Origin of the sequence: Pantoea sp. GABEPS69 (assembly GCF_045780835.1) — a bacterium.
Taxonomy (GTDB): Bacteria; Pseudomonadota; Gammaproteobacteria; order Enterobacterales; family Enterobacteriaceae; genus Pantoea; species Pantoea septica.
Window position 1 is genome coordinate 1,278,638 of record NZ_CP118618.1, and the last position, 25,357, is coordinate 1,303,994.

Here is a 25,357-nt window from a genome sequence, read left to right on the forward strand (position 1 = left end):
ATCGTGACGCAAAGCAAAACCAGACGGCGCCTGAGCGCCGTCTGAACAACGCGTTAGTCTTTGTCGATCTGAGTTGCGCTGACGGAGGAGAGGTAGTTCAGCAGGGCGATATCGTTATCGACGCCCAGCTTCATCATCGCCGATTTTTTCTGGCTGCTGATGGTTTTGATGCTGCGGTTCAGTTTCTTGGCGATCTCCGTCACCAGGAAGCCTTCAGCGAACAGGCGCAGCACTTCGCTCTCTTTCGGCGACAGACGCTTGTCGCCATAGCCGCCGGCGCTGATCTTCTCCAGCAGTTTCGCGACGCTTTCCGGCGTGTACTTCTTGCCTTTTTGCAGCGCAGCCAGCGCTTTCGGCAGATCGGTCGGCGCGCCCTGTTTCAGCACGATGCCTTCGATATCCAGATCCAGCACGGCGCTCAGGATGGCCGGGTTGTTGTTCATGGTCAGAACAATAATCGACAGGTCCGGATAGTGACGTTTAATATATTTGATCAGCGTGATGCCATCGCCATATTTCTCGCCAGGCATGGAGAGATCGGTGATCAGAACGTTGGCGTCAAGCTTTGACAGGCTGTTAATCAGTGCTGTTGAGTCTTCGAACTCACCTACAACGTTGACCCATTCAATTTGTTCCAGAGATTTTCGGATACCGAAAAGAACAATTGGATGGTCATCGGCAATAATTACATTTAAGTTATTCATCTTATTGGTTACCTTGCTGCAGCAGTTCATTGACGTAAGCGTCAATGTCACTGGTGGTATTTGTAATGTTTGAATCGTCACATGCTTTGATGTGCAGTTCTAACTCTTCACAAAGCTGTTTGCCTGGCGTCAGGTTAAGCATGGCAAACACGCCTTTCAGGCGATGCGCTGTCTGAGCAAGCATGGCGTAGTCCTTTTCCGCCGACTCAGTATACAGTCTCTTTACATCAGGCGGTACTGTCTCGGTAAACAGCTGGAAGTAGCCGCCGCTGAGCAGCGGGGTTAATTCCTCGTCTTCTGTACTCTCATCCATGGAATCATGGGCCAGCTGTTGTTCAATCAAGGCCAGCAGCGCATCCTGCAGCGCATTGCTGAGATTGAAGTTGACCCGGTATTGCCGATCGTTTAGCGCGTGGTGACCCAGCTCATCCTCCGCCAGCAGCAGCGCCCAGCCGCTCAGCTTGTTGGGATCGTCGGTCACCAGCACGTCATGTTCCTGGCCTGACAGCCGCTCTTCGGGCGACAGGCAGCGCGCGCCCCAGTTCTCCAGATGGCGGCAGACGATTTTGTAGACATCCTCCACCTCGATCTCGATAAGCGCGGTCACGCCGTCAAGCAGCTTCTCCTCTTCCTCTTCCGGCCGCGGCTCTACCGCCAGCGGAAGCTGAATGCTGTAGCGCGTGCCGATATCCGGTTTGGCGGTAATTTCCAGACTGCCGCCCATCTGTTTGCACAGCTGCTTGCAGAGGAAAAAGGCCATGCCGGACGCCTGACCGTAGCGATCCTGACTGGTTTCGCCGAGGAAGGGGAAGTCGGCGTTCGCCAGCTCGTCGACGGTCAGTCCTGCGCCGGTATCCACCAGCTGAATCAGCAGACGTTCCGGATGCGTTTCGTCGGCGCTCACCGTCAGCGAGATCTTGCCCCAGCGCGTGGTGGTCAGCGCATAGTGCATTAGCGTGGCGAGCACTTTACGCAGCGCGCGGCGGTCGCCGAAGCGCTGTTCATCATTAGGCTGCAGGTTATTCACCACCAGCGACAGGCCCTTGCGGCGCATCAGCGGCAGGCTTTCCAGCGCGACCTCGTCGAGCAACTCCTGCAGGCTGAAAACGCTGGCGTCTGGCGACCAGTCATGCGCCTCCAGGCGGTTAAGCAAAACGATGTCGTCCACTAGCCGCGCCAGACCCTGACTCTCGTCCAGCAGATCGAGCACGGTTTCATCTTCGTCGCGCTGGCTCAGCTGCACCAGCTGCGCCACCACGTTTTCCAGCGGGCGGTTAAGGGCGTGACCCAGATTTTGCAGCAGCTGCTGGCGCATCTGATGGTTGCGATCCAGCACCTGCTGCGCCTTCTGCAGCTTTTTATTCACCAGCAGCTCGCGATCCTGATCGCGCATCAAAAACAGCTGGGTATGCGGCGACAGCACGCTGCGCGCGTGGCGGATCTCATACACTTCGTTGTTGATGGTCGCCTGCAGCACGCCCTGATGCTGGTCGGACATATTAATGATTTTTTGCAGATTCAGATGCGGCAAAAGATGTTCTGCAATCTTATTGCTGAGGATGGTGCGGTTGCTGGCGAAGTCATACACCAGCAGACCGACCGGCAGGCTGGCGACGATCTCTTCATTGAGCACGCGCAGCGAATCGAGCTCCGCGCTCTGGTTTTCGCTCGGGCGCAGCGACTGCTGGCGCAGCAGCGTCATGCCGGCGAAAGAGAGCAGAAACAGCAGCAGGTTCACCAGCAGCGGCCACAGCAGATTATGCAGCGTATCCATCATCAGGCTGGTGAGCGGTACCCGATAGACCAGCTGCAGCGACGTGCTCGGCAGGGTAGCGGCAATCTCCAGATCGGGATTCACAAGGGCAATCTGCGTGCTCTCGCTCTCTTCCTGACCGCTAGCGGCGGGCAGCGCGGTGTCCTGACGCAGCTGGAAGTTTTCGATCGGCATGTTCTGCGGCGTCAGATCGTTGATCGGCAGGTCGAAGGCGACCACCGTTGCCAGATGGCCCGGCTGGTTAAAGGTGGTGCGCAGGGTAAAGTAGTGGTCGTTCTGAAACGAGAAGTGGCGCAGCGGCGAGAAGCTTTCGCGCTCGTCCAGCGCGTTGGCCTGCTGCAGCATCTCGGCGCGACGGCCATCCACCAGCGAACTGATGGCGCTCTCTTTATAGCGCGTCGCCATATCCTTCAACGGCAGCGTAGAGATCATGATCAGGCTGTTATCCTGACCGTTAAGGAAATACATCGACCAGGACGGATTTTCCGCGCCCCACAGCGTATCGAGGTAGCTCGACATGCGCATGGTCATATCGAGCGTGCTGCTGTCGTGCGAGCCGAAGATCAGCGCTTCGGTTTTGCGGCGGGTTTTTTCCAGATAGTAGACGTCCGGACGCAGCCGCGTCTCCTGCAGGCTGCTATTGGGCGAGCTTCCCGCCGCGCTGGTGGCGAGATTCTCGTAAATTTGCCAGGTGGCGAAGCGATAGGCGTCGATGCGCTTTTGCGTCGCGCGCGCCAGATCGGCCATGGCATAGCGTTTCTCGGTCAGCCAGGCGTTGACCGAGTTGTGGACCATAAAGCCCAGCGCCAGCAGCAGCACCAGATTGAAAACCACAAAAAAGCGGGTGACATTGCCGGATGTCAGTGGAAACTTAAAGGGCAACATAGCGTGTCAGGCACCTGAAATCATCGCGCAACCAGTCGGGCACTGGCGGCCACAGCCAGCAGCAGCAGCGCGATGAGCAGAAAGGCACCGCTGAGGCTCAGCCATTGAGAAATAAATCCGATTAAGGCCGGACCTGAGAGAATACCCGCATATCCCAGCGTTGTCATGGCGGAAATCCCCAGATTCGAGGGCATATCCTGTTGATTCCCGACAGCATTGAATAACATCGGCACCGTATTGGATAAACCGAAGCCCACTAGCAGGAAAGCGAGCAGCGCCATCTGCGGCCAGGGCAGAAAAACCGCCAGCGCCAGGCCGGCCGATGCGGTCAGCGCGCCCGTCAGCATCACGGGAAAACGGCCGAAGCGGTGAATAATGCGGTCGCCGGTCAGGCGGCCGATGGTCATTGCCACCGAGAAGACCGCATAGCCGAGTCCGGCGTGCGCGGTGGACATGGCGGGACGCTGCAGCAGCAGCAGCGCGCCCCAGTCAAGCACGGCGCCTTCGGCGAGAAACAGAATAAAGCAGAGCAGGCCGAGAAAGGCGACGAAGCCGCGCGGCACCACCAGCCACGGCTGATCGGGCTGATGCAGGCGCTCGCGCATCAGCGTCGGCAGGCTGGCCGCCAGCAGCAGCGCCATCAGAAGCAGCACCAGCGCCACCGACGCCAGCGGCGACAGACCGGCGCCCAACAGCAGGCTGATCGCGCCCGCGCCCAGAATGCCGCCGAGGCTAAAGAAGCCATGGAAGCCGGACATCATCGGCTTGCCGGCCGCTTTTTCCACCTCGACCGCCTGCACGTTCATCGCCACGTCCAGCATGCCCAGCCCGGCGCCGAAAACTATCAGCGCCGCGGCCATCATCCACATGACCTCCACCGTCGCCAGCAGCGGCAGCATCGCCAGAATCACCAGCGTCGAACCGAACATGACCCGGCGGCAGCCGAAACGGCCTACCAGCGCGCCTGTCACCGGCATCGCCGCCAGCGAACCGATGCCGAGACAGAGCAGCAGCGCGCCCAGCGACGCGCCGTTCAGCGCCAGCCGCTCGCTGGCGAAGGGCACCAGCGGCGCCCAGGAGGACATGCCGAGACCGGCGATAAGAAAAACGAGGCGTGTTCCCAGACTGACTCGGCTGTGAAGTTTCCTGGCTGGGGCGGCGTCCATTGCGGTCATAGTGATATTCGTGAGTATTAAAGCGACGAAGTGTAGCATCAAAGCCGCAGCCGCATGCGCTGCCGGGAAGGGCAGAGTAGCGATAAAGCGGCGTGAAAGTCGGCATTTTAACGACTTTTACCCCGTCTCTGAACTTTTCCAGAACTTTCCTGGCACCTTTCCGAAAAAGCTGATGACTTGAGCGTCACTTTTCACCCTCGCAGGTTACGTTTTTAATCCGTCTGGCCAGGGATGACGTCGCCAGCCACTGACTCGGCGCTATCAGTAAGGCGATGATATTCTGAACGCTTTGTGGCGATATTTTCCGGCGCGCGGCAGTGCGTCTAAATAAGACGGGTAGCCTGTGAAAAGAGGCGCTTTATTACGGTGATAAATTAACATGGGAAATATTCAGAAGGTTAATTAGCCAGACGTGCGATTATTAGCAATAAATGCCGGTCGTCGGCAACGTTATTTTAGCGTCGTTAATTAAGTTTACTTTCGGGTAGATTAGAAGGGACAAATTCTGGGCAAAAAAATGCCGGACATACAGGTCCGGCGGGAAATTAGGGTAAACATCTCATTCGGGGTGAATGAAGGTAATAATGAAATAAATGATGATAGCGGGATCTATTGTATTCTCAGATGACGTATATGTTTTATCATTCAGTGCTCATATAACACCGTATGTAACAGCATGAAAGTAAAAGTATAAAAAACGGTTTGATATTTTGTGCGATAATTTTTATCGATACGTGCTGGTTATTAGTTCCGCAAAATTTACATATGGAAATAACTGTTTCGCATTATGAAACAGTTTTGGAAATTTCGTAGCATTTTCGTGATGGCTTATTGCTCTTTATAAAATAACAATGGCGTGCCGGCTGAATTTTTAAGCGTTCAGCTCGCAGTGGCAAAAATAAGGCATATAACAGAGGGCAATAAAATGAAACGTCGCGTTCTCTCCCTGATGATCCCTGCGCTGCTGGTCGCAGCGGGTTCTGCAAGCGCAGCGGAAATCTACAACAAAGACGGCAACAAATTAGACCTGTTCGGTAAAGTCGACGGTCTGCACTATTTCTCAGACAACGACGGTAATGACGGCGATCAGTCTTACCTGCGCTTCGGCTTCAAAGGCGAAACCCAGATTTCCGACCAGCTGACCGGTTACGGCCAGTGGGAATATCAGGCGGCGCTGAACACGTCGGAAGACGAAGGCACCGCTAACAGCTACACGCGCGTTGGCTTCGCCGGTATCAAATTCGGCGATGCGGGCTCGTTCGACTACGGCCGCAATTACGGCGTAGCATACGACATCGGCGCATGGACCGACGTCCTGCCGGAGTTCGGCGGCGACACCTACGGCGCGGATAACTTTATGTTCCAGCGCGGCAACGGCATGGCGACCTACCGCAACTCTAACTTCTTTGGCCTGGTAGACGGCTGGAACTTCGCCGTTCAGTATCAGGGTAAAAACGACAATCCGAGCCGTGAAACCACCGGCCGCGACGTGCTGGGCGAGAACGGCGACGGCTGGGGCCTGAGCACTACCTACGATCTCGGCTCTGGCCTGGGTATCGGCGCGGCGATGTTCTCGTCTGACCGTACCAACAATCAGAACGGCGGCGATCCGGCCATTCTGGGTCGCGGCGACAAAGCGGAAGTCTACACTGGCGGTCTGAAGTATGACGCCAACAATATCTACCTGGCGGCGATGTACAGCCGTTCCTATAACGCTAGCCGCTTCGGCTCTACTGACGACGACATCCACGGTTTCGCTGATAAAGCGGATAACTGGGAGCTGGTGGCGCAGTATCAGTTCGACTTCGGCCTGCGTCCCTCCCTGGCGTTCGTGACCTCACGTGGCACCGACATTCAGAACTGGGGCAAACAGAATCTGAAAAAATATGTTGATGTGGGCGCGACCTACTACTTCAACAAAAACATGTCCACCTACGTTGATTACCAGATCAACCTGATGGACGACAATGACTTCACCGACGCGGCCGGCATCAACACCGACGATACCGTGGCGCTGGGTCTGGTTTATCAGTTCTAAACCGGCCAGGAGCGTAGCCTGCGGGCTACGCTCCCGTTTGCAGAATCGCCGCCAGCGCGGCGGCTAAATCCTCGGTTACCGCTTCCGGCTCTTCTCCCCGCTGCGTCCGCACAATGGCGCCTTCCGCCAGCAACATAATCTGTCCGATTTTGCCGCGTTCACTTTGCGCCAGCCTGCGGGCGATGGCGTCTGCCATCTCTTGCTTATGTTGCCGGATCAGCGCGCTGATTTCAGGCAGGCTCTCGCCCAGCTCCGCGCTGGCGTTGATAAAGGCGCAGCCGCGGAAATCCGCTTCGCTAAACCAGCTTTTTAGCGCGGCGGGCAGGGCGTCCTGCAGAGAGGGCGTCTGCGCCAGCGCCTGCTGGAATCCCTGCATCCAGCGCTGATGCCGCTGCTCCAGCGCCGCTGCGATCAGCTGGTTTTTCGCCGGGAAGTGGCGGTAGAAGGTCACCTTGGTCACGCCCGCCTCTGCGATCACGCGATCGACGCCGGTGGCGCGAATGCCCTGCTGGTAGAAGAGCCGCTGCGCCGCAGTCAGGATGCGGTCGCGGGCGGCGGCGGCGGGATCGAAAACAAGCGGAGCGAGCATAATCAGTCCTCCCATTTTTTTAGTAGACAGAATTGTCTACATGCAGCAGAGTAAAGCAAGTAGACAAACCTGTCTACCTACTGACTTTAGCCGCAGGAGACGACAATGCTGCTTCCTCCCTTTAATGAACAGAGCGCAATCGAAAAAGTACGTATGGCGGAAGATGCCTGGAACAGCCGCGATCCGCAGCGGGTGTCGCAGGTTTATAGCCTGGAGACGCGCTGGCGCAACCGCAGCGAAAGCGTGCAGGGGCGTGACGCGGTGGTGGCGTTTCTCAGCCGCAAATGGATCCGAGAGCTGGATTACCGGCTGATCAAAGAGCTATGGGCGTGGCACGATGACCGGCTGGCGGTGCGCTTTGCCTATGAATGGCATGACGACAGCGGCAACTGGTTTCGCAGCTACGGCAATGAGAACTGGCGCTTCGGCGCTGACGGCCTGATGACTGAACGTTTCGCCTGCATCAACGACCTGCCGATAGCGGCCAGCGAACGACGTTTTCACTGGCCGCTCGGCAGACGCCCGGACGAGCATCCGGGTCTGAGCGAACTGGGGATGTAACTACGACTGCAGCGTCCGCCTGCGGCTGGCCGCAGGCGGCGTTTTTGGCTGCGGCGGGGCGCTGCCCTCAAATCCTACTCCCGCCAGGGTGAACGCGGAAAAACTCAGCCACTGCTGCCACTGACCGAGCGTTGATGACGATTTACGCATGCTGCACCTCCCGGAATTAAACCCGGTCTAAACAGTGCACTATTCATGCCAGCTCGATCGCTCTCACAGCCACGGATTTCCCGCCCGCTTTGCTACACTGCCGCAGCATTTTGGTGCACACCTGCTCAACGCTGGCGCGCCGCGCCCCAGTCAAGGCGCTTTTGACGCCGCTGTTGCAGCAGCTTAACAATACTGAAAATAAATAGTCCGCCTGCGAACGCGAGAATCAGATAGATCATTGGGGCCTCCTGTTATCAGCCGGTTCCCTGCCAGAGAGTGGGTCAGGCAGTGCGGGTTTACAAGCCGCTTTTGACTACTTTACTAACGGCTTATGCTTTGTTTCAGGCTGGAATATAGCGTTACAGATGAGGGAAGAATGCGATACTGGAATATTCTGCTAATGACAGCGGCAGTTTGCGCCCTGAGCGCCTGCGACAGCAAAACGCCGTCGCAGGCGATGGTGCTGGAAGGCAAAACCATGGGCACGGTATGGCGCGTGTCGCTGGCGGGCGTCGACGTCGCGCGCAAAGCGAAACTGCAGCAGGCGATCCAGCAGCAGCTTGATGCGGATGACCATACTCTGTCGACCTGGAAACCCGATTCCGTGCTGTCGCGCTTCAACCGCTATCAGGGCGACGCGCCGCAGCCGGTCAGCGCCGATATGGCGGATATCGTCACCGAGGCATTGCGTATCGGCGCGAAAACCGGCGGCGCGATGGATATCACCGTGGGGCCGCTGGTGAATCTCTGGGGCTTCGGCCCGGCGAAACAGCCTGCGCACAGCCCGACGGAGGCGGAGATCGCCGCCGCGAAAGGGCAAACCGGGCTACAGCACCTGCGCGTTATCGAGACGGTGGAAGGACAGTGGCTGCAGAAAGATCTGCCGGGACTCTATGTCGATCTCTCTACTATGGGCGAAGGCTACGCTACCGATCACCTGGCGCGCCTGATGGAGCGCGAAGGGATCAACAACTATCTGGTTTCGGTCGGCGGCGCGGTATTGAGCCGTGGAGAGAACGCGCAGGGCCAGCACTGGCGCGTGGCGATCCAGAAACCCACCGACAGCGTAAACGCCGTGCAGGCGCGGGTTGACTTGCAGGGGCACGGCATCAGCACATCCGGCAGCTATCGCAACTATTATGAACTGGATGGCAAACGTATTTCACACGTCATCGATCCGGCGACCGGCCGCCCCATTGAGCACAAGCTGGTTTCCGCCACGGTGATCGCCACCACGGCGCTGGAAGCTGACGGCTGGGATACTGGCCTGATGGTGCTGGGCAGTGAGAAGGCGAAGGCGCTGGCGCTGCAGCAGCAGCTGGCGGTCTACCTTATCAGTAAAGAGGGCGATAAATTCGTCAGCTGGATGTCGCCGCAGTTCGAAGCCTTTTTGATCGACGGCGAATAACAGCGCAAGGGGGAATGATGCTTGATCTGTTTAGTGAAGACGCGCCGTGGCAGGAGCCGCTGGCGGACGGCGCGACCATTTTGCGACGCCGTGCGCGCGACGACGCGCCGGCGCTGATAGAGGCGCTGCTGGCGGTGGCGCAGCAGAATCCGTTCCACCATCGCATCACGCCGGGCGGCCACCGCATGTCGGTGGCGATGACCAACTGCGGCGACTTCGGCTGGTCGAGCGACTCGCGCGGCTATCAGTACACCGAGCAGGACGCGGAAAATGGCCGCAAGTGGCCGCCGATGCCGCCGCTGTTCCGCCAGCTCGCGCTCGACTGCGCGCGCGAGGCGGGATTTCCGCAGTTCGCTCCCGACGCCTGCCTGATCAACCGCTACGAGCCTGGCGCAAAGCTGACGCTGCATCAGGATAAAGATGAGCGCGATCTGCGTCAGCCGATCGTGTCGGTGTCGCTGGGGCTGCCGGCGGTGTTTCAGTTCGGCGGCTTCGCGCGCGGCGACGCCACCCAGCGCGTGCTGCTGGAGCATGGCGACGTGGTGGTATGGGGCGGACCCTCGCGCCTGCGCTACCACGGCATTTTGCCGCTTAAGCCCGGCGATCATCCGCTGGCCGGCGCGTTCCGCTACAACCTGACCTTCCGCCGCGCCTTCTGAGCGCGGCGCGATTGCGAATAACTATTGCTATCATTACGCATCGCTTTAAACTGCTGGCTGCTTTCCTGACTGCTGGACTTTGTTATGGCGTTGCTCAAGGTTGTTTTCCGCCAGTTTCGCTGGCCTTTTATCGGCGTGATCCTGCTGACGCTGCTCAGCGCCGTGCTCGGCATCGCCATGATCGCCTATATCAACAGCGAAATGATCTCGGCCATCAATACTTCCTTCTCCGTTCTGCCTGGCTTTTTGCTGCAGCTAGTGCTGCTGATGGCGGTGACGCTCGCCGCCCAGCTGGCGCTGACGCTGCTGGGGCACCAGTTTGTCTGGCGGCTGCGCGGCGAATTTATCAAACGTATTCTGGATACCCGCGTCGAGCGGCTGGAGCAGATCGGCAACGCGCAGCTGCTGGCCGGGCTGACCAGCGATATTCGCGCCATCACCATCGCCTTCGTCCGCCTGCCGGAGCTGATTCAGGGCATTATCATCACGCTGGGATCGGCAATTTATCTCGCCTGGCTCTCGCCTAAAATGCTGATGGTCTCCAGCCTGTGGATGGCGGTCACGCTGGTGGGCGGCTGGCTGCTGGTGTCGCGCGTTTATCGCCATATGGCGAAACTGCGCGAGGTAGAAGATGATCTCTATCGCGATTTCCAGACGGTGACGGAAGGGCGCAAAGAGCTGCACCTGAACCGCGAGCGCGCCCAGCTGATCTACGAAACCGTTTATCAGGAAGATGCGAAAGCCTACCGCCACCATATCGTGCGCGCCGACACCTACCACCTTAGCGCGGTGAACTGGTCGAATATCATGACGCTCGGCGCTATCGGCATGGTGTTTTTTATGGCCAACAGCCTGGGATGGGCGAACACCGCGGTGGCGGCAACCTTCTCGCTGACGCTGCTGTTCCTGCGCACGCCGCTGCTGTCGGCAGTCGGCGCGCTGCCGACGCTGCTCAGCGCCCAGGTGGCGTTTCGCAAGCTTAACGCCTTCGATCTTGCGCCCCATCAGGAGGGCTTCCATACGCTGCCGCCGCTGGCGGAGTGGCACACGCTTGAGCTGCGCGACGTCTGCTTCCACTACGGAAAAAACGGTTTCGAGGTCGGCCCCATCAACCTGACGCTACGGCGCGGTGAGCTGGTGTTTTTGATTGGCGGCAACGGCAGCGGCAAGTCGACGCTGGCGATGCTGCTGACCGGCCTCTACCAGCCGCACAGCGGCACGCTGCTGCTGGACGGCGAGCCGATCGGCGCGCAAGAGCTGGATCGCTGGCGCAAGCACTTTTCCGCCGTGTTTACCGATGTGCACCTGTTCGATCGGCTAATCGGGCGCGAAGGCGCGCCCGCGAATCCTAAGCTGGTGCAGGCCTGGCTTGAGCGCCTGAAGATGCAGGATAAGCTGAAAATCGAAGGCAACAAAATACTCAACCTGCAGCTGTCGAAAGGGCAGAGCAAGCGGGTCGCGCTGCTGCTGGCGGCGGCGGAAGAGCGCGACGTGTTGCTGCTGGACGAGTGGGCGGCGGATCAGGATCCCCATTTCCGCCGCGTCTTCTATCGCGAACTGCTGCCCTGGCTGCAGGCGTCGGGCAAAACCGTGTTCGCCATCAGCCATGACGACCACTATTTTATGCATGCTGACCGTCTGCTGGAGATGCGCGAAGGCAAACTCAGCGAGCTGACCGGACGCGAGCGCGACATGGCGACGCTGGACGCGGTGCAGCGTACCAACCTCACTTATCAGCAGGAAGAAAAGGCTTAGCGGAAAGGGGACGACGCTGGTTTTTTATTACCTGCCGCAGGACAGGTCAGCAGCGTCAGCACCCGATCCGCCTCCAGCTGAAATTCCGCCTCCAGCCGCATACCGGCGGCAAACGCCGCGCTAAAGCTGTGGTTCAGCACGAGCACCGCTTTGCCTGCGGCGATATCCGCTTCCAGCAGACTGGCCTGAGGAAAATCCATCGGCTGATGCAGCTGCGGCCACAGCGCTTTATACAAACTCTCTTTCAGCGAAAACAGCAGGGTTGCGGCCTGTGAAAACGGCAGCGGCAGCGCGCGCAGCCGTACCTCTTCCTGGTCGCTCATCAGCAGCGCGGCGGTTTCCTCTGCAGTGCGCGGGCTCATCACGCTTTCAATATCGACGCCGATGCAGAGCGGCTGCCGGGTCACGGCCAGCGCCGCCGCGCCGTCGGTGTGCGACAGCGACGCCTGCACGCCGGGCGGCCAGATGGGCGACCGGTCGCTATGGTTTTGCAGCAGAAAGTCGGGGATGCCAATCCGGCCTGTCACCTCGCGCGCCAGCCAGCGGCTGGCCAGGTACTCGGCGCGGCGCTTTTTTACCGCATGCCGCAAAGCAGATGGAAGGGGCAGATTCCAGCGCGCGCTGAAGCTGTCGTCATAGAACGTCAGGTCGAAGCGCGCCTGCGCCAGCAGCACATCGTCATGGCGCAGATGCGCGCAGCGAATAAAGCCGCCTTCGGGAGGCGGCAGAGAAATAATGTGAGGATACATAAGGTTCCACGGCGGCGCGCAAAAGGGCATTAAAGCAGCCCGCCATGGTCGGGGCAACCGCTTAGTCGTTAGGCGGGATGGCAAAGCCCTTTACGGAAACCACGAAGTGATGGTGACCTTTAGTGATGCGCGCACCGCGATCGCACCAGCGCGAGGCCAGGCGAAAAAAATCGTCGCTGCCGATATTGTAAGCCAGTTCCACTTTGCTGACGCCTGAATGAAGCAGTTCTTCCGCATCCTGCAGGCTCTTCGCTTTGATAACCATAGTGATATCCATCCGAAATTCAGAGGGATTAAGATTAAGGAATTTTTATGACAGTTTTGTTTCACTAAGGTTAAAAAGCGCGGCGGCCTGCGATTTTTGTGAAGAAGATCAGGGTAGATTGCACAGAGTAAGCGGCTGAAGAGATAAGCGATATTTAATCTGGTGGGTAAATATCTGATACATCCCGCGTGGCTATAGTCAGTAAAAAGGCCGCCCGAGGCGGCCTTTGTGGGTTACTGCTTTTGATCCGGTTCAGGACGTTTGTCGCCTGACTCGGGCGCGTTGTTTGGATCGTCTTTTTCAATATAATGCATAAACTCTCCTCTTCGTTACCCACACAGAACTCAGTATAGACCATGTTTCTGCACGCAGAATGCGGAAGCCGCAGGAGGCGGAGCGTATGGGTCTGGGCGCAAGAGAGAAAAGGCTAACGGCAGGCATAAAAAAAGCAGCCTTAACAGGCTGCTTTAGTTGGGAATTTTGGTCGGCACGAGAGGATTTGAACCTCCGACCCCTGACACCCCATGACAGTGCGCTACCAGGCTGCGCTACGTGCCGAACAGTGGGGCTTAGTCTACTGTTTCTCTGGCGGAATGCAAGCAGCAGCCGTCTAACTGCCTCATAAATAATCAGTTAGCGATAAAACGCTTCTCTTCCGTCAGCACCTGCAGCAATAACGCCAGCTGCGGCTTATGATCTTTCAGGGCGTTGCCCCTGGCATCGTAAGCGCGATAGCTGCCGTTATTGTTGAGCACCAGCGTCACCTGCGGCGTCGTCACCACCAGACGATTATCTTCGCTGCTGGCGACCCAGTCATGTCGGCGCTGTGCGGCGAAGAGATCTTCACCTTGCGAATAGTTCACCGGGTTGGTGCGCACGTGCAGCAGGCGCTGCATCAGCGTCGCCATCACATCCTGATGATCGGTAAGGCGATCGATGGTCTGCGCAGGGGTGTCCGGCCAGTGGATCACCAGCGGAACCTGCAGGTTCGCACGGTTGCCCACGCTATCAAGATTGCCGTCCAGCGCAATACCCTGCTGCGCGGTGATCACCACCACGGTATTTTTCAGCAGATCGCGCTGCTCCAGCGTGGCGAGTACCGTATGAATTTGCTCATCGATGGCGGCAGCCTGACGCAGGTAGCTACGCTGACGCGTTTTCGCCGGGGCGCCGTTCAGATCGACGCCGTCCAGCGCCAGCCAGGAAAACCACGGATTGCCGTCGCCTTTCTGTCCGTTCAGCCAGTTCTGCCACTGGGTGACGGTGCTGCCGTTAGGCTGGCTGTCAGTAGCGGGCAGACTATAGTCCGTCAGCAGCGCCTGGCGATAGAGCGGCTGGTTGAAGCCTTCGGAGGAGAAAAGCCCGAACTGATAGCCCTGCGAACTTAATGCGCCGAGCAGGGCCGACGGCATCCGCGCCGACAGCACCCCGTCCATATAGCTGGCGGAAATACCGTAGAACAGGCCAAACAGTCCTTTTTCCGGCAGGTCGCCCGCGCTGAAGTGCTGGGTAAAGCGCAGGTTATCGCCAGCGAACTGATTAAGCTGCGGCAGCGCTTTCGCCATATCGCCGGCGTTAAGCGACTTCACGGTGATCACCAGCAGGTTATTGCGCGTGCCGCCGTCGCGGAAGGCGATATCGCTGAGCGGATACTGCACCGACACCGCTTCCGGATCGCCCTGCTGAATCAGGCGCTGCTGGTAAGCCTGCGCATCCAGCAGACCGTGGCGCTCCAGAAAGCGTCGTGCGGTCATTGGATAAGAGAGCGGCAAATTGGCGCGCTGCATGGTGATCGGACGATAGAAGTTGGCGTCGGCCCAGATATAGAGCAGATGGCTGGCGAAAAAGGCGGTGATAAACAGCGCCGCCAGCGGCTTGCCGAACGAGCGCCGGTTCAGGCTGCGCAGCTTCTGCCAGCTCCAGGTGGCGAACAGCATCTCCACGAGGAAAATCAGCGGCACGCTGATAAACATCAGCTGCCAGTCGCGCGCCATCTCGCTCTGGTCGGGGTTGATCACCAGCTCCCACACCACCGGATTAAGGTGAAGATGGAAGCGGTTGAACACCGCGCTGTCGACCATAATCAGCGTCAGCCCGACGGTGGCGATAATCGCCGACAGGACGCGCAGCAGCCGCTGCGACATCACCACGAAGGTGAGCGGGAATATCGCCAGCAGATAGACGGCGAACACAATAAAGCTGAAGTGGCCGATCCAGCTGCTGAAGGCGTAAATGCGCCCCGCGAGCGACGCGGGCCAGTCGGCGACCACCAGATAGCGGCTGCCTAATATCAACGCGAATAAAATATTAAACAGAGCAAACCAGTGCCCCCAGCTGATCATCTGGGAGACTTTTTCGCGGTAGCGCTGCCGGTTGGTTACCATATTATGCGATCAAATCAGCGATTAATGGGCGTTGTCGTCGCGTACGGAGGCCTGCAGGGCTTCCGCGAAAGAACGTGCCAGCGAACGGCGCTGCGCCGGCGCAACGTCGCTGTTGATCACGTTGGTCACCATATTCCCCAGCACCATCAGGGAAAGGTCGGTCGGCGCTTTGTCTTTCTGCAGCACCTGGGCCAGTTGCGCGAGGAGTTTTTCCACGCGTTCGTCGCTGTAACGGGATGATTGTGGCATATCGTCGACTAATCTCGTTTCAAAAGGCGGTATAGTACCGTAACGACAGGGTTTTTACCGCAATTTTATCGAAAGCGCATCGATCGGCTAAAGCATGGAGTTGAAAGCCGATGCGGGCGGTGTTTGAATACGCGCCTGAACTAAAAGGAGAGTCTACCATGAGTCTGGATATCGACCAGATTGCCCTGCATCAGCTGATCAAGCGCGACGAAAATCAGCTTGAGCTGGTACTGCGCGATACGCTGCTGCCCGCTAACGCCACCGTGGAAGCGATGGTAGAAGAGCTGCACCGCGTCTACAGCGCGAAAAACAAAGCCTACGGCCTGTTTAACGAAGAGAGCGAACTGGCGGAGGCGCTGCGCAACTGCCGCAAAGGCAATGACGACTTCCTGGCGTTCAGCCGCGCGGCGACCGGTCGCCTGCGCGACGAGCTGGCTAAATATCCTTTCGCCGAAGGCGGAGTAGTGCTGTTTGTGCACTATCGCTATCTGGCGGTAGAGTATTTGCTGATAGCGGTGCTCAACAGCCAGCGCAGCATGCGCGTCAACGAGCAGCTCGACATCAGCAGTACGCACTATCTCGACATTAACCATGCCGACATTGTGGCGCGCATCGATCTGACCGAATGGGAGCTGACGCCGGAATCCACCCGCTATCTGACCTTCCTGCGCGGACGGGTAGGGCGCAAGGTCGCCGATTTCTTTATGGATTTCCTCGGCGCCAGCGTCGGTCTGGATACCAAAGCGCAGAACCGCGGTCTGCTGCAGGCGGTGGACGACTACTGCGCGGAGTCGGAGCTGGATAAAAGCGAGCGGCAGAACTATCGCCAGCAGGTTTACAGCTACTGCAACGAACAGCTGCAGGCGGGCGAGGAGATTGCGCTGGAGGATCTGTCGAAGGAGTTGCCGCCGCTCGGCGAAAAATCCTTTCAGGCCTTTACCCAGGAGCAGGGCTACGAGCTGGAAGAGCATTTTCCGGCGGATCGCAGCACGCTGCGCCAGCTGACCAAATTCGCCGGCAGCGGCGGCGGTCTGACGCTCAATTTTGACGCCGGGCTGCTGGGCGAGCGCGTTTTCTGGGATCCGGCTACCGATACCTTGACGATCAAAGGCACGCCGCCGAACCTGCGCGATCAGCTGCAGCGCCGCACCAGCGGCAAGTAGGCCTTCAGCCAGCCAAAAAAAAACGCCGCATAAGCGGCGTTTTTTATGTCGATTCGCAGGCGATTACGCGCGTACGAAGTCGATGTGGTGCAGTTTTGGCTTGAACGGGTGACGCTGAACGGCCTGCACTTTAACGTTGGTTTCTTTACCGTCGACAACCAGAGTCAGCACGTCGGTGTAGAAGCCTGGTTTGGTCTGCAGGTTCATCACAGAGTCGTGATCCAGTTCGATAGAAACAGCGGCTTCGCTGCCACCATAGATGATGGCCGGGAATTTGTTCGCTGTGCGCAGGCGGCGGCTCGCACCCTTACCCTGCTCTTTACGTACTTCTGCGTTGATGGTCAACATGGTTATGTCTCTTCAATAATTCCTGCTACAGGCGACCCAGCAGCAGGCAGGTTGTTCAAAGGCGATTGCGAATGCAAAAGCGGGCGGCAGTATAGCGGTAATGGGCGGGGCGGGCAAATGATTCTGCCGCTTAGCGCAGCTCATTGGCGCGGCGGAAGCGGCCCTGATAGTCGAAAACTTTCTCGCGCACCTGCCAGAACTGTCCTTTCGCGCGCGCCACCACGAAATCGGGATGGCGCAGCAGCGGCTGCAGCGCCACCACGTCGGCGGCGGTCTGCCAGCCGAGCGGCACGCCCGGCGCGCGCTGATGCGGCCGCATAAAGAGCTGCTCGAACGCCTTGCGCTGCGCGGGCGTGCGCAGGCGGAAGCGCTCGTCGACGCTGGTGCCGTCCTCGTCGAAATAGGTCGCCTTCAGCCACTCGCCCTTGTCGTCGCGGCCGTGCGTCAGCGTCATGCCGCCGCAGCGCAGCACCAGCGCATCCTTGAGCTTTAGCGCCGCCTTCAGCATATCGTCGGGATCGACCAGGATTTTGTCGCACTGGTGACAGCGGCGCGCCGCGATATCGTTTTCCGCGCCGCAGTCGGGGCAGCTTTTAAAGCGAAAGCGAAAATCGCACTGCTCGCGGTGGCCTTCGTCATCTTCCAGCACCCCCTGACAGCGGCGGCCGAAATGCTCGATAATCATGCCGTCCGCCGTGGTTTTGCCCCAGAAGGTGTTGGCGAAGCCGCAGGCGGGACAGAACACCTGCACTGGCTCATTGTCGCTGGCGCCTTTCGGCGCGCCCACTTCCGGGGTAAACAGATCGTGCGGGTTACCGGCGTAGTCGAGGATCAGGCAGTCAGTTTTGCCGGGCGACAGGCGCAGCCCGCGTCCGACAATCTGCTGATAAAGGCTGACTGACTCGGTGGGACGCAAAATCGCGATCAGATCGACGTGCGGCGCATCGAAGCCGGTAGTCAGCACCGCGACGTTGACCAGAAACTTCAGCTGCTGCGCCTTAAAGGCGGCGATGGTGGCGTCGCGCTCTTTCGCTGGCGTCTCTGCCGAAATCAGCGCGCTGTTGGCGGGCAGCAGCGACAGGATCTCGCGTGCGTGCTCCACCGTCGAGGCAAACACCATCACGCCGCGCCGATCCTCGGCGAACTCCACGATCTGGCTGATGATATGCGGCGTAACGCGCTGCTGCTGCTTCAGCTCGCGGTTAAGATCCGCCTCGCTGAACAGGCCATTAGCCTGCGCCGTCAGGCGGCTGAAATCGTACTGCACTACCGGCATATCGAGCCGCTCAGGCTCCACCAGAAAGCCGTGCTTAATCATATAGCGCAGCGGCAGCTCGTAGATACAGTCGCGGAACAGCGCCTTTTCGTCGCCGCGCACCATGCCGTGATAGTGGAAATGATAGATCCAGCCTTTGCCGAGTCGAAACGGAGTCGCGGTCAGTCCCAGCAGGCGCAGTTGCGGGTTATGCTGACGCAGGTGGCTGAAGATCTGCTGATACTGGCTGTTGTCGTCATCGCTGATGCGGTGGCACTCGTCGACGATCACCAGCGAAAAGGCGCTGTCGAACTGCGCCAGATTGCGCGCCACCGACTGCACGCTGCCGAATACCACCTTACGCTGGCTCTCTTTGCGCTGCAGGCCGGCGGCGAAAATATCCGCTTCGAGCCCGTAAGCCTGATATTTGCCGTGGTTCTGCTCTACCAGTTCTTTGACATGCGCCAGTACCAGCACGCGCCCGCGCGCCAGCCGCGCCAGTTCGGCGATCACCAGGCTTTTGCCTGCGCCGGTGGGCAGCACGATCACCGCCGGTTCGGCGTGACGACGAAAATGGTTGAGGGTCGCGTTAACCGCGTCTTGCTGATAGGGACGTAGAGTAAAAGCCATGGCCGATCACTTTTGCGAAACTGAGCGAGATTATGCCATGAAAATGGATGAAACGCAGGAACGGCTCTGTGCGGCAGCGCTGGTTCAAGATATACTTCCCGCACTTTTTCAACGGGTAAAACCCCGTTTCAGTTTCCCTCCGCAGTACAGGCAAAGCGAATTCATGCGACTCGATAAATTCATCTCTCAGCAACTGGAAGTCAGCCGGGCTATCGCCGGCCGTGAAATCCGGGCGCAAAAAGTCACCGTTAACGGCGAAGTGGTGCGCGACACCGCCTTTAAAGTCCAGCCCGAGCATGAGGTGGAATATGACGGCAATCCGCTGCAGCTGCAGGTGGGCCCGCGCTACTTTATGCTGAACAAGCCGCAGGGCTATGTCTGCTCCACCGACGATCCCGATCACCCGACCATCCTCTACTTTATTGAAGAGCCGACCGCGTGGAAGCTGCACGCCGCGGGACGCCTCGATATCGACACCACCGGGCTGGTGCTGCTGACCGACGACGGACAGTGGTCGCACCGCATTACCTCGCCGCGCCACCACTGCGAGAAAACCTACCGCGTGACGCTGGAGCATCCCGTCGCCGCGGATGTGGCGCAGCAGTTTGCCGAGGGCATTCAGCTGCACGGCGAAAAATCGCTGACCCAGCCGGCGAAAATGGAAGAAATTACGCCGACCGAGGTGCTGCTGACCCTCAGCGAAGGGCGCTATCATCAGGTGAAGCGCATGTTTGCCGCGGTCGGCAACCGCGTGGTCGGGCTGCATCGCGAACGTATCGGCGGCATTGTGCTGGATGACGATCTTGAGCCGGGCGAATATCGTCCGCTGACGGAAGATGAAATTAACAGCGTCGGGCTGCCCGACGAGTTAAAACAGAAATAGCGGAGCGGCCGTGCGCAAGGATAAAAACTCAGCTGCGGGACTGGTGGTGATTCTGGGATTGCTGGCGATGCTGATGCCGCTTTCCATCGATATGTACCTGCCCGCGATGCCGCAGATCGCCCGCGAGTTCGGCGTGTCGGCAGGCAGCGTGCAGATGACGCTTAACCTCTATATCCTGGGGTTCGCCATCGGCCAGCTGGTCTACGGCCCGCTGGCGGACAGCTACGGCCGTAAGCCGGTGATCGTGCTCGGCACGCTGATTTTCGCCTGCGCGGCGGCCGCCTGCGCGCTGGCGCAGACCATCGACCAGCTGATTCTGATGCGCTTTCTGCACGGTCTTTCCGCGGCGGCGGCCAGCGTGGTGATCAACGCCCTGATGCGCGACAGCTACTCGAAAGAGGATTTCTCGCGCATGATGTCCTTTGTCATGCTGATCACCACCATCGCGCCGCTGCTGGCGCCGATCATCGGCGGCTGGCTGCTGCTGGCGTGGAACTGGCACGCCATTTTCTGGACGTTGTCGATCGCCGCGCTGATCACCACCGTGATGGTGATGACGCAGATCCGCGAGACGCTCAGGCCAGAGCAGCGCCAGCGTTTTCACCTGCGCACCATGCTGGGCAATTTCATTACGCTGTTCCGCCACAAGCGCGCCTTCAGCTATATGCTGGCGAGCGGCTTCTCGTTTGCCGGACTGTTTACCTTTCTCAACGCCGGTCCCTTCGTCTACATCGAGGTCAATCACGTTTCGCCGCAGAACTTCGGCTACTACTTCGCGCTGAACGTGGTGTTTCTGTTCGTGATGACGCTGATCAACAGCCGCGCGGTGCGCCGCTTTGGTCCGCTGGCGATGTTCCGCGCCGGGCTGATAATCCAGTTTGCGATGGGCATCTGGCTGCTGGCGGTGAGCGCGCTGCATATGGGCTTCATTCCGCTGGTGCTGGGCGTCGCGATGTTTATCGGCTGTGTGTCGGTGGTCTCTTCCAACGCCATGGCGGTGATCCTCGACGAATTTCCCCATATGGCGGGCACCGCATCGTCGCTGGCGGGCACGCTGCGGTTTGGCGTCGGCGGGCTGGTGGGCGCGCTGCTGTCGACGGCCAGCTTTAACAGCGCCTGGCCGATGGTGGGCACCATCGCGGCGTGCGCCACATGCTCGATGCTTTTCTTTTTGTACGCCTCGCGCCCGCGCGCGATCAGACACTAACCCGATCGTTCTTTCAGACAGCTGACAAAGCCAGCAAAGCAGGGCGGCATGGCCCGAAGAGCAAAGCGTCCCGCGCCATGGACAAAAGCGCAGCGTTGGCCGGTAACGGGCGCACCACAGAGATGAGGTGCGTATTTGCGCGGGCCGAGCGAGCATGGATGCCATGGACTTTGCGATCGGACCCTGTCACTCTGCGTTGATGCCGCTGCAAAATAATCCCTTTTCTCCGCTTCGTTTCCCTGTACCCAGCCTAATATGTTTCTTAGTTGTGAACATTAATGATTAAGAAAGTAACCAGAATGCGTCTAAACTGATTGTTAACTGTCGATGAACGCGGTACTAATAGGCCAAAATGCGAGCCGACTCGCAAAAAACAATCTTTCCCCACACCGTATGTTGGGAAACGAGAAAGCAAGCCTTGACGTCCGTTTCTGCCGTTTAGCAGCAACAGCAAGCGCCGTTCATCGTGACTGAAGTTAATCGCTCTGGGATATCAATTAACTATGCTGCAACTTTCCATCGTGCATCGTCTGCCGCAGCGCTATCGCTGGGCCAGCGAGCTACATAGCGCCATCGTGGCGGAAGAGGGCGTCGCCAATGAGCAGGATCTCATTGCGCTGCGCCTGATTAGCCACGACGGGCACCCCGGCTGGGAAATCATGCATCAGCTGCAGGACGCGCTGGCGTCGATTCAGGTCGAGTGCCGCGTGGCGGAGTGCGAAGGCTCGCCCTGCCTCTTTATCCTGCGCAGCGACGAAAGCGCCACCAGCTGCTGCCTGAAAAACCAGGGCGTGGCGATCGCGGAAACCTTCAACGGTCACTGAGCTGCGCCGAGGCCAGCAGCTCGCGCGTATAATCTGCTGCGGGCGCGGCGAACAGCTTCTCGCAGTCGCCATGCTCTACCACTTCGCCCTGGCGCAGCACCATCACCTGATGGCACAGCGAGCGCACCACCTGCAGATCGTGACTGATAAAGAGATAGGTCAGCTGGCGCTGCTGCTGCAGGCTGCGCAACAGCGTGAGGATCTGTTTTTGTACCGAGCGATCCAGCGACGAGGTCGGCTCATCCAGTATCAGCAATTGCGGCTCCAGCACCAGCGCGCGGGCGATGGCGATCCGCTGCCGCTGACCGCCGGAAAACTCCGCCGCATAGCGGTGACGACTCTCTGCCTCTAATCCCACTTCCTCCATCGCCGCGATAACGCGCGCCTGCTGCTCGGCAGCGCCGAGATCGGGCTGATGCACCGCCAGGCCCTCAGCGATAATCTGCTGCACCGTCATGCGCGGATTGAGCGAGGAGTTCGGATCCTGAAATACCACCTGAATGCGGCGGCGCAGCGGCAGCAGCGCCTTGCGTGACAGCGCATGCAGCGGCTGGCCGTCAAACCAGATTTCGCCCTGCGCGGCGAGCAGCCGCAGCAGCGCCAGTCCGGTGGTGCTTTTGCCGGAGCCGGATTCGCCTACCAGCCCCAGGCTCTCGCCGCGGCGCAGGGTAAAACTGAGGTTGCGGACGGCGACGTTTTCCGCCACCTGCCGCCTGAAAAGGCCGCGCCGCACCGGAAAACCGACGCGCAGGTTGCGCACCTGCAGCAGCGGCGCCGCGTCGTCGCGCAGCGGCACGGCGCGACCTTCCGGCTCCGCCGCCAGCAGCTGCCGCGTATAGGGATGCTGCGGCTGGCTGAAGAGCTGACCGCTGCTGCTCTGCTCGACGATTCTGCCCTGGCGCATCACGCTGACCCTGTCCGCCAGCTGGCGGACGATACCTAAATCATGGGTGATAAACAGCATGGCCATGTTGCGTTCGCGCTGCAGCTCGCGCAGCAGCCGCAGGATTTGCGCCTGAACGGTCACGTCAAGCGCGGTGGATGGCTCATCGGCAATCAGCAGCGCAGGCTCGGTCAGCAGCGCCATGGCGATCATCACGCGCTGGCGCTCCCCGCCGGAGAGCTGATGAGGGAAATCATTCAGCCGCGCGGCGGCGTTACGGATGCCGACCCGATCGAGCGCGCTGAGGATCTCCCCGCGCGCCGCCTCGCGCCGCATGCCGCGATGTAAAGAGAGCACTTCGTAAAGCTGCTTCTCGATGGTGTGCAGCGGGTTGAGAGAGACCATTGGCTCCTGAAAAATCATCGCCATCTGGTTGCCGCGCCGCGCGCGCAGCCGCCGCTCGCCAACGCGCAGCAGATCCTCGCCGTTAAACAGAATCTCGCCGGCGGGGTAGCTCGCCGGCGGCGTGGGCAGCAGCTGCATCGCCGCAAGCGCCGTCACGCTTTTGCCCGATCCCGACTCGCCGACCAGCGCCAGGGTTTCGCCCGCGTCGACGCTGAGGGAAACCTCCTCGACCACGTTGCGCGTCACGCCGCCGCGGGAAAAGGCGACGGAAAGATGATGAATGGCAAGCAGCGACATCGTCACACTCCTCTGGCCGGATCGAAGGCGTCGCGTACCGCTTCGCCGATAAATATCAGCAGCGACAGCAGGATCGCCAGCGTAAAGAAGCCTGCCAGGCCCAGCCACGGCGCCTGCAAATTATTTTTGCCCTGCAGCAGCAGCTCGCCGAGCGACGGCGATCCCACCGGCAGACCAAAGCCGAGAAAATCGAGCGAGGTCAGGGTGGCGATCGATCCGCACAGGATAAAGGGCAGAAAGGTGAGAGTGGCAACCATCGCATTGGGCAGCATATGCCGCAGCATAATGCGCCCGTCGCTAACGCCCAGCGCCCGCGCGGCGCGGATATAGTCGAAGTTACGCGTGCGCAGAAACTCGGCGCGCACCACGCTGACCAGCCCCATCCAGCCGAAAATTACCGTGACCAGCAGCAGCCACCAGAAGTTGGGCTGGATCACGCTGGAGAGCAGGATCAGTAAAAACAGTGCGGGCATGCCGGACCAGACCTCAATCACGCGCTGGCCGATTAGATCGACGCGGCCGCCGAAATAGCCCTGAACCGCGCCGACGATAATGCCGATGACGCTGGAAAACAGCGTCAGCAGGATGCCGAACAGCAGCGAAATGCGCGTGCCGTAGAGCAGGCGCGCCAGCACGTCGCCGCCGCTGGCGTCGGTGCCCAGCCAGTTCTGCGCCGAGGGGGGCGAAGGGAAGGGGGTCGAGGTGGCGAAGTTGATGGTGCTGTCGCTAAAGCGGACTGGCGCCCACAGCGCCCAGCCCTGCTGCTCTAGCCGTTTTTGCAGCCAGGGATCCTGATAGTCGGCGGCGGTGGGCAGCGCGCCGCCGAAATCGCTTTCGCTGTAGCTCACCAGCAGCGGCACGAACCAGCGCTGCTGATAGCGCACCAGCAGCGGCTTCTCGTTCGCCAGCAGATCGGCGCCGAGCGACAGCGCGAAGATAACCAGAAAGATCCACAGCGACCAGTAGCCGCGTCGGTTATGGCGGAAGCGCAGCCAGCGCTGCTGATTAACGGGAGACAAGCGCATCAGCGGCCCTCGAAATCGATACGGGGATCGACCAGCGTATAGGTCAGATCGCTGAGGATATTCATCAGCAGCCCGATCAGGGTGAAAATATAGAGCGTGCCGAACATCACCGGATAGTCGCGCTGGATAGTCGCGTCGTAGCCCAGCAGGCCCAGTCCGTTCAGCGAGAACATCACCTCGATCAGCACCGAGCTGGTAAAAAACATGCCGATAAAGGTGGCGGGAAAGCTGGCGATCACCAGCAGCATGGCGTTACGGAAAACGTGATGATACAGAATGCGCCGCTCGCTGACCCCTTTGGCGCGCGCCGTCACCACATACTGCTTGCGGATCTCATCCAGGAAGCTGTTTTTAGTCAGCATGGTCAGGGTGGCGAAACCGCCGATGACCGTCGCCAGCACTGGCAGGCTGATGTGCCACAGGTAGTCGCCGATCTTGCCGTACCAGGAGAGCGAGTCAAACTGCGGCGAGGTCAGGCCGCGCAGCGGAAACCAGTCGAAATAGCTGCCGCCGGCGAACAGCACGATCAGCATGATGCCGAACAGAAAGGCGGGCACCGAATAGCCGATGATGATAAAGGTGCTGCTCCAGACGTCGAAGGCGCTGCCGTTGCGCACCGCTTTTTTAATGCCCAGCGGAATCGACACCAGATAGATAATCAGCGTGCTCCATAGCCCCAGGCTGATGGAAACCGGCAGGCTCTCTTTAATTAGCTGCAGCACCGATGCGCTGCGGAACAGGCTGTCGCCGAAGTCGAAGCGCACATAGTTCCACAGCATCTCGACATAGCGCTGCCACATTGGCTTGTCGAAGCCGTAGCGCTTTTTGATTTCCGCGATCACTTCCGGGTCGAGCCCGCGCGCGCCGCGGTACTCGCTGTCGCCGGGGCCGACGCGGTTGAGGGCGCCGCGCGCGCCGCTTTCTCCGCCGCCCGGCAGGCCGGTGGTCTGGCCGAACTGAATGTTGGCCAGCGCCTGATCGACCGGACCGCCGGGCGCGATCTGCACGATAAAGAAGTTCAGCGTGATAATCGCCCACAGCGTGGGGATAATTAACAGCAGTCTGCGCAAGAAATAGGCGGCCAACTCAGGC

23 protein-coding genes and 1 tRNA gene are annotated in these 25,357 nt (G+C 59.5%); 9 read left to right on the top strand and 15 right to left on the bottom strand.

What is annotated here, in order from left to right:
- Positions 1–53 precede the first annotated feature (53 nt).
- The 3 genes from rcsB to PVE98_RS06125 are packed head-to-tail and all read right to left on the bottom strand — an operon-like array spanning position 54 to position 4,538.
- Positions 54–704 (bottom strand): response regulator transcription factor RcsB, encoded by a 651-nt coding sequence (gene rcsB, locus PVE98_RS06115; RefSeq protein WP_033750421.1) that lies wholly within the window; start codon positions 702–704, stop codon positions 54–56.
- Between the two features lies 1 nt (position 705).
- Entirely contained in the window at positions 706–3,360 is a 2,655-nt protein-coding gene (gene rcsD, locus PVE98_RS06120; protein ID WP_333620492.1) for a phosphotransferase RcsD, read from the bottom strand.
- A gap of 23 nt (positions 3,361–3,383) precedes the next feature.
- A complete protein-coding gene (locus tag PVE98_RS06125; RefSeq protein ID WP_096073511.1) occupies positions 3,384–4,538 on the bottom strand; it encodes an MFS transporter in 1,155 nt (384 codons plus the stop codon).
- Between the two features lie 925 nt (positions 4,539–5,463).
- Here PVE98_RS06125 and ompC point away from each other — a divergent pair.
- Positions 5,464–6,576 (top strand): porin OmpC, encoded by a 1,113-nt coding sequence (gene ompC, locus PVE98_RS06130; protein ID WP_033750412.1) that lies wholly within the window; start codon positions 5,464–5,466, stop codon positions 6,574–6,576.
- Between the two features lie 25 nt (positions 6,577–6,601).
- Here ompC and PVE98_RS06135 read toward each other — a convergent pair whose 3' ends face one another.
- On the bottom strand, positions 6,602–7,165 hold the full coding sequence (locus PVE98_RS06135; protein ID WP_033750409.1) for a TetR/AcrR family transcriptional regulator: 564 nt from the start codon (positions 7,163–7,165) through the stop codon (positions 6,602–6,604).
- Between the two features lie 105 nt (positions 7,166–7,270).
- Here PVE98_RS06135 and PVE98_RS06140 point away from each other — a divergent pair, with 105 nt between their 5' ends.
- Complete coding sequence (locus tag PVE98_RS06140; protein WP_033750406.1) at positions 7,271–7,726, top strand: nuclear transport factor 2 family protein; 456 nt, start codon at positions 7,271–7,273, stop codon at positions 7,724–7,726.
- On the opposite strand, the gene PVE98_RS06145 is transcribed toward PVE98_RS06140, so the two are convergent.
- The gene (locus tag PVE98_RS06145) at positions 7,727–7,876 is read right to left on the bottom strand and encodes a hypothetical protein (RefSeq protein WP_187143656.1); all 150 of its coding nucleotides are present in this window, start codon (positions 7,874–7,876) and stop codon (positions 7,727–7,729) included. It abuts the gene before it with no gap.
- A 400-nt stretch (positions 7,877–8,276) separates the two neighbouring features.
- Here PVE98_RS06145 and apbE point away from each other — a divergent pair, with 400 nt between their 5' ends.
- The 3 genes from apbE (at position 8,277) to PVE98_RS06160 (ending at position 11,698) form a co-directional block, all read left to right on the top strand.
- Complete coding sequence (gene apbE, locus PVE98_RS06150; RefSeq protein WP_227741492.1) at positions 8,277–9,284, top strand: FAD:protein FMN transferase ApbE; 1,008 nt, start codon at positions 8,277–8,279, stop codon at positions 9,282–9,284.
- A 17-nt stretch (positions 9,285–9,301) separates the two neighbouring features.
- Entirely contained in the window at positions 9,302–9,943 is a 642-nt protein-coding gene (alkB, locus tag PVE98_RS06155) for a DNA oxidative demethylase AlkB (protein WP_096073509.1), read from the top strand.
- Positions 9,944–10,027: 84 nt separating this feature from the next.
- Complete coding sequence (locus tag PVE98_RS06160; RefSeq protein ID WP_096073508.1) at positions 10,028–11,698, top strand: multidrug ABC transporter permease/ATP-binding protein; 1,671 nt, start codon at positions 10,028–10,030, stop codon at positions 11,696–11,698.
- Here PVE98_RS06160 and PVE98_RS06165 read toward each other — a convergent pair.
- From PVE98_RS06165 to PVE98_RS06185, 5 genes are all read right to left on the bottom strand, one after another.
- The gene (locus PVE98_RS06165) at positions 11,695–12,447 is read right to left on the bottom strand and encodes a 4'-phosphopantetheinyl transferase (RefSeq protein WP_227741491.1); all 753 of its coding nucleotides are present in this window, start codon (positions 12,445–12,447) and stop codon (positions 11,695–11,697) included. The two genes, PVE98_RS06160 and PVE98_RS06165, sit on opposite strands and share 4 nt — an antisense overlap.
- Positions 12,448–12,508: 61 nt before the next feature.
- The gene (locus PVE98_RS06170; protein WP_033750392.1) at positions 12,509–12,712 is read right to left on the bottom strand and encodes a hypothetical protein; all 204 of its coding nucleotides are present in this window, start codon (positions 12,710–12,712) and stop codon (positions 12,509–12,511) included.
- A gap of 481 nt (positions 12,713–13,193) precedes the next feature.
- A tRNA-Pro gene (locus PVE98_RS06175) sits at positions 13,194–13,270 on the bottom strand.
- Positions 13,271–13,341: 71 nt separating this feature from the next.
- Positions 13,342–15,096 carry an LPS biosynthesis-modulating metalloenzyme YejM gene (yejM, locus tag PVE98_RS06180; RefSeq protein ID WP_033750389.1) on the bottom strand — a complete coding sequence of 585 codons (1,755 nt, stop codon included), beginning with the start codon at positions 15,094–15,096 and terminating at the stop codon, positions 13,342–13,344.
- A gap of 21 nt (positions 15,097–15,117) precedes the next feature.
- Positions 15,118–15,345, bottom strand: a complete 228-nt coding sequence (locus PVE98_RS06185; RefSeq protein WP_096073506.1) for a YejL family protein — start codon at positions 15,343–15,345, stop codon at positions 15,118–15,120.
- Between the two features lie 158 nt (positions 15,346–15,503).
- On the opposite strand from PVE98_RS06185, the gene yejK reads away from it, so the two are divergent.
- The gene (gene yejK / locus PVE98_RS06190; protein WP_033791618.1) at positions 15,504–16,508 is read left to right on the top strand and encodes a nucleoid-associated protein YejK; all 1,005 of its coding nucleotides are present in this window, start codon (positions 15,504–15,506) and stop codon (positions 16,506–16,508) included.
- Between the two features lie 63 nt (positions 16,509–16,571).
- Here the strand turns inward: yejK and rplY are convergent, their stop codons facing one another.
- Entirely contained in the window at positions 16,572–16,856 is a 285-nt protein-coding gene (gene rplY / locus PVE98_RS06195; protein WP_033750384.1) for a 50S ribosomal protein L25, read from the bottom strand.
- A gap of 130 nt (positions 16,857–16,986) precedes the next feature.
- Positions 16,987–18,741 carry a DEAD/DEAH box helicase gene (locus PVE98_RS06200; RefSeq protein ID WP_033750382.1) on the bottom strand — a complete coding sequence of 585 codons (1,755 nt, stop codon included), beginning with the start codon at positions 18,739–18,741 and terminating at the stop codon, positions 16,987–16,989.
- Between the two features lie 163 nt (positions 18,742–18,904).
- Between PVE98_RS06200 and rsuA the strand changes: the two genes are divergently transcribed.
- The 3 genes from rsuA (at position 18,905) to PVE98_RS06215 (ending at position 21,655) form a co-directional block, all read left to right on the top strand.
- The gene (rsuA, locus tag PVE98_RS06205; RefSeq protein WP_096073505.1) at positions 18,905–19,624 is read left to right on the top strand and encodes a 16S rRNA pseudouridine(516) synthase RsuA; all 720 of its coding nucleotides are present in this window, start codon (positions 18,905–18,907) and stop codon (positions 19,622–19,624) included.
- A 10-nt stretch (positions 19,625–19,634) separates the two neighbouring features.
- On the top strand, positions 19,635–20,831 hold the full coding sequence (locus PVE98_RS06210; protein WP_096073504.1) for a Bcr/CflA family multidrug efflux MFS transporter: 1,197 nt from the start codon (positions 19,635–19,637) through the stop codon (positions 20,829–20,831).
- Positions 20,832–21,334: 503 nt separating this feature from the next.
- The gene (locus PVE98_RS06215) at positions 21,335–21,655 is read left to right on the top strand and encodes a hypothetical protein (protein WP_033750373.1); all 321 of its coding nucleotides are present in this window, start codon (positions 21,335–21,337) and stop codon (positions 21,653–21,655) included.
- Here the strand turns inward: PVE98_RS06215 and yejF are convergent.
- From yejF to PVE98_RS06230, 3 genes are read right to left on the bottom strand one after another with little or no spacing between them, the layout of a single operon-like run.
- Positions 21,642–23,246, bottom strand: a complete 1,605-nt coding sequence (yejF, locus tag PVE98_RS06220) for a microcin C ABC transporter ATP-binding protein YejF (protein ID WP_187143655.1) — start codon at positions 23,244–23,246, stop codon at positions 21,642–21,644. The genes PVE98_RS06215 and yejF overlap by 14 nt on opposite strands.
- A complete protein-coding gene (locus PVE98_RS06225) occupies positions 23,243–24,268 on the bottom strand; it encodes an ABC transporter permease (protein WP_187143683.1) in 1,026 nt (341 codons plus the stop codon). The genes yejF and PVE98_RS06225 overlap by 4 nt, the downstream gene beginning before the upstream one ends.
- Positions 24,265–25,350: a microcin C ABC transporter permease YejB gene (locus PVE98_RS06230; protein WP_033750363.1), complete on the bottom strand. Its 1,086-nt coding sequence runs from the start codon at positions 25,348–25,350 to the stop codon at positions 24,265–24,267. Before PVE98_RS06230 ends, PVE98_RS06225 begins: the two co-directional genes overlap by 4 nt.
- Positions 25,351–25,357 lie beyond the last annotated feature (7 nt).